7 protein-coding genes are annotated in these 4,150 nt (G+C 43.1%); 6 read left to right on the forward strand and 1 reads right to left on the reverse strand.

Annotation, left to right across the window (positions count from 1 at the left end; translation table 11 throughout):
* The first annotated feature begins 232 nt into the window (after positions 1-232).
* The gene (locus OSCIL6407_RS32000; RefSeq protein ID WP_083893678.1) at positions 233-1,690 is read left to right on the forward strand and encodes a DEAD/DEAH box helicase; all 1,458 of its coding nucleotides are present in this window, start codon (positions 233-235) and stop codon (positions 1,688-1,690) included.
* Positions 1,691-1,710: 20 nt separating this feature from the next.
* The gene (locus OSCIL6407_RS32005) at positions 1,711-2,178 is read left to right on the forward strand and encodes a hypothetical protein (protein WP_051045199.1); all 468 of its coding nucleotides are present in this window, start codon (positions 1,711-1,713) and stop codon (positions 2,176-2,178) included.
* An 84-nt stretch (positions 2,179-2,262) separates the two neighbouring features.
* On the opposite strand, the gene OSCIL6407_RS0128970 is transcribed toward OSCIL6407_RS32005, so the two are convergent.
* A complete protein-coding gene (locus tag OSCIL6407_RS0128970; protein WP_007354486.1) occupies positions 2,263-2,487 on the reverse strand; it encodes a hypothetical protein in 225 nt (74 codons plus the stop codon).
* A gap of 1 nt (position 2,488) precedes the next feature.
* Here OSCIL6407_RS0128970 and OSCIL6407_RS31545 point away from each other — a divergent pair, with 1 nt between their 5' ends.
* The 4 genes from OSCIL6407_RS31545 to OSCIL6407_RS37460 all read left to right on the forward strand — a co-directional run bounded on the left by OSCIL6407_RS31545 (position 2,489) and on the right by OSCIL6407_RS37460 (position 3,982).
* Positions 2,489-2,920, forward strand: a complete 432-nt coding sequence (locus tag OSCIL6407_RS31545) for a ParA family protein (protein ID WP_234709973.1) — start codon at positions 2,489-2,491, stop codon at positions 2,918-2,920.
* Between the two features lie 147 nt (positions 2,921-3,067).
* Entirely contained in the window at positions 3,068-3,481 is a 414-nt protein-coding gene (locus OSCIL6407_RS0128980; protein ID WP_007354484.1) for a hypothetical protein, read from the forward strand.
* Between the two features lie 51 nt (positions 3,482-3,532).
* Positions 3,533-3,769: a DUF4258 domain-containing protein gene (locus tag OSCIL6407_RS0128985; protein WP_019488028.1), complete on the forward strand. Its 237-nt coding sequence runs from the start codon at positions 3,533-3,535 to the stop codon at positions 3,767-3,769.
* 132 nt (positions 3,770-3,901) lie between these two features.
* Positions 3,902-3,982: a DUF2283 domain-containing protein gene (locus tag OSCIL6407_RS37460; protein ID WP_234709983.1), complete on the forward strand. Its 81-nt coding sequence runs from the start codon at positions 3,902-3,904 to the stop codon at positions 3,980-3,982.
* Positions 3,983-4,150 lie beyond the last annotated feature (168 nt).

Consider the following 4,150-nt stretch of genomic DNA (forward strand, 5'->3'; position numbering starts at 1 on the left):
TTAACCAATTTGACCGAGAACAAGGATGGGTTGCTTACCTAGCCCCGACTCGTGCTTTAGTTAATCAGATATGTAAACGTTTAAGAGATGTATTTACTCCATTAGAAATTAACGTAGAGCGCGTTAGTCCTGCTTTAGAAATAGATAGTCTAGAAGACAAATATTACTAAAAGATACTAACCAAGAAAGTCGCTTTCGCATACTGGTTTCAACTCCTGAAAAGTTCGATTTAATGTTACGTGGGGGATGGGAAGAGAAGATTGGAAGACCTCTGACTCTTGTGGTCGTGGATGAAGCCCATAATTTATCCCAAGAACAGCGCGGTCTCAAATTAGAATTGCTATTAGCTACAATTAATCGAGAGTGCCGTTATGCACAATTTCTTCTTCTAACTCCATTTATTGATAATGCCGATGAAATTGCCCGTTGGCTGTCTCCTGATAGCTATAATCAAATTGAATTAGGCTTGGATTGGTTGCCAAATGATCGAGCCATTGTTTTGAGTACAGCCAAAAGGAGTGCTCCTAAATCTAAAAATTTTACTATAGAATTAAAAACGATACACACTAATAGGCAAACTATAGACATTGCCGAAACTATTACGTTAGAAGATGAAAGAATACTTGGCTTAAAATGGTCAGATGTATCAAAAAGCCCTAATAAGCTTGCTGCTGCTACCGCGCAACTTCTGAAAAAGCGGGGATCAGTTATCATTCTTGCAAAAACAATACCTGACACTTGGAAATTGGCTAGTCATTTCACGAAAGAAGCCAATTCTTCTTCACAAGAATCTGAAGATATTCAGTTAGTACAGCGGTTCCTTCAAGAAGAATTTAGTCCTGAATTTCCCCTTATAAATTTATTACAATATGGTGTAGGTGTTCATCACTCCGGTCTTTCAGACGAGGCTAGAACTCTAATAGAGTGGCTATTTGAGAAAGGTAGCATTCAAGTGCTTGTCACAACAACTACTATTGCCCAAGGAGTTAACTTTCCAGTATCTAATGTTGTATTAGCAAGCCACCAGTATCCCTACGGTAAAAATATGCCAGCCGAAGATTTTTGGAATTTGGCTGGCCGTGCTGGGCGTGTAAACCAATCAAGTGTAGGAATCATTGCTCTAGCAGCAAATAATCAGGAAAAAGCTGATAAATTAACAGAATTTGTGAATCAAAAAGTGGAATCTTTAAGCTCAACGCTTGTGAGCATGGTACAAAAAGCTATTAAGCAGTGGGGACAATTGGAACTACACCTTTTGTATAAGCAGCCTGAGTGGTCTTCTTTCTTGCAATACCTTGCTCATACTTATCGACAAATTGGTAATCATGAACGTTTTGTTACTGAGGTTGAGCAGGTTTTAAGAGGAACTCTAGGCTTTCAGGCTCTCCGGCGAAAACATCCACAAATAGCAAACTCCCTAGTCAATGGTGTACGAGGCTATGCAGAACGCATTTCTAATCGTCCGTTAAGTCTAGTAGATAATACTGGTTTTTCCTGGGAAAGTGTTAGCATAACTCTCAGCCGATTGCATGACGAACGTATCAATCAAGAGGTTTGGGATGCAGATAGTTTATTTGTAAGCGGTAGTCCCTCCTTAAAGAAATTACTAGAAATTCTTCAAGATATACCGGAATTGAATCAAAACCTTGAGCAAGTAATAGGCGGAGCAAGAATAAGTAAAACTTCCTAGCAGATATAATTTCTGATTGGGTGAACGGCTTAAGCCTGAAAGATATAGCACAGAATTATTTTTCGACTGCTAAAGGTAGAAATATTGAATTTACAGATGCTATGACTAATTGCTGTAAGAGTCTATTCAAAAATCTTATTCCGGCAGCATCCTGGGGTTTAGCAGCTCTGCAAACTTTGACATTCAAAGAAGAAGAGTTTGAGCAGCTTTCAGAAAGGGATCAACAAACTCTACGCAATCTACCTGCTCGTGTGTTTTATGGTGTTAATTCTGATGAGGCGATTACTCTACGACTTCTTAATGTACCCAGACAAGCTGCTCAACCTCTAGCTGGAGAACTTGGGGAACGGATGTTAAATCCAGGTTTACCTTTATCAAGGTTAAGAAGTGAGTTAGCGCAAGTAAAACCTACGGTTTGGACTCAAGCCATTGGAGAAGCAGGGCAAGATTATTATAAAGTTTGGAAAATTATTGAAGGGAAAGAATAGAGACTTCAGTTGCTTGAAAATAAAAATGATTGATCGCACCTCTTAACCTCGCCATCTTACCCAACCCATTCGGCATTAACTCCTTCACCACTCAAAATCGCCCCAAAAATGACTCAAACACTCTCCCTCCAAAGGTAAAACCCGAAGCCGCGATCGCTGCGCTCTGCGTTTATTGAATAATTGGATATCCGTTAATTCGCATAACCAGTTATGCGGATTAACGGATAAGCGGATTAGTAGATGTTCAGAATTATGGTAATCTGCTAGAAATTGATTTTCGAGGGAGGTGAGCCTCATCGCAATATACACAGTGGCATCCTTTAAGGGAGGCGTGGGAAAGACGACGACGGCCGTCCACCTGGCAGCTTACCTGGCGGAATCGGGCGATGCAATTCTAATTGACGGCGACCCCAACCGCAGCGCGACGGGATGGGCCAAGCGAGGGCAGTTGCCCTTTGAAGTGGTTGACGAGCGGCAAGCGCCCTACCGTTTGAGCTCAAGCAAACCCGAACACATCGTTATTGATACCCAGGCGCGGCCTAGTGAAGAAGACTTGCAGAATTTGGTGAGGGGCGATCTGTTGATCCTGCCAACGACTCCAGACGCTCTTTCCCTCGATGCTCTCTTTCAAACCATTGGAGTGCTTAAGAAGTTTGACGTTACGAAGTTTAGAATCCTACTGACCGTTGTGCCACCAGCCCCCCAGAAAAACAGGGGAGAAAGCGAGGGAGGCTTTACTTGAACTGGGTTTGCCTCTGTTTGAGATTGGAATTCGCCGCTTTGCTTGCTATGAAACCGCAGCGCTACAGGGTTGCTTAGTGCGGGACGTGAAAGATCGCAATGCAGCAACGGCTTGGCGGGACTACAAACGGCTAGGGAGCGAACTGTTGTGACCAAAAAAGAAAATGCCTTTCGCCGCATCTTCGATGTAGCCTCTGAGGATGGAAAATCTGCTGACCCGCAACCTCTTCTTGAGGTACAGAGGGCGGAACCTGCAAAAGAGCGGATAGTTGCTGAGCTCACGCCTGACCCTGGACTGTTACCTCCGCCTAAAACGAGGGGACGACCTAAAGGGAAAAAATCAGATCCAGAGTATGAGGCGGCGATCGCCTACATTCGCAAGAAAACGCACCTGCAAGTTAAGAGGCGGCTCCTGGATTTGGCAGAAGAGGAGGTAAAGTTAGACTTCTCAGAACTGGTGCAGGAGTTGCTAGAGGTGTGGGTGCTGTTCGAGCAAGGGGCGGAACCGGATAGCCTAATAGCTAGATTATCGAATATCCGAAAATCTGGTAATTCGGATTAGAGCGAGGGTTTATAGGTAAGACTGAGGACTGTAAAAGTTGAGTACATTAACATGGAAAACTTCCGTTACCAGCTAACTGAGCATGCATCCGAACAAGTGAGCAAACGTAATATCCAATTGGAATGGATCGAGCAAGTTCTCCAGTCCCCCATCAAAACAAAACCAGATGATAAAGATCCGGAGCTTCGGGCTGCTTATGGAGTTATACCTGAAAAGGATGATCGTATTTTACGGGTAGTTTACAATTTCACTGTAGAGCCTTGGAAAATTGTTACAGCACATTTTTGATAGAAATGCAACAAGCAAGCACAAGCGAGGTCTATTATGAAAATTGAATTAAACACGATCCAGAGGCGGATGCAGCCTATTTCACCCTAGTCGGAGGGTGAAATCGCAGACTCCGAAGAAAGTCCCCCTGGTATAGTCTGGGACTTCGATAAAAATAACCAGGTAGTAGGAGTAGAAATCTTAAATTTTAAATACAGAACGCCTGTTTTGTGATTGAGGCATGGTTAGACAAGGAAAAACGGTTGATTGATACTTTACCACCGATTTCGTCAGGACTTTTTTTGCTCACAACCAGCATGATTATTTTCTTGCGTCCTCGTCGATTGGTTCGGCTGACAATCCTACTTTGGTTTATTATAGCCGCTCCAGTGGTTGTTTACT

It is taken from the genome of Kamptonema formosum PCC 6407 (assembly GCF_000332155.1).
In the GTDB taxonomy this organism is placed as follows: Bacteria; Cyanobacteriota; Cyanobacteriia; order Cyanobacteriales; family Microcoleaceae; genus Kamptonema; species Kamptonema formosum.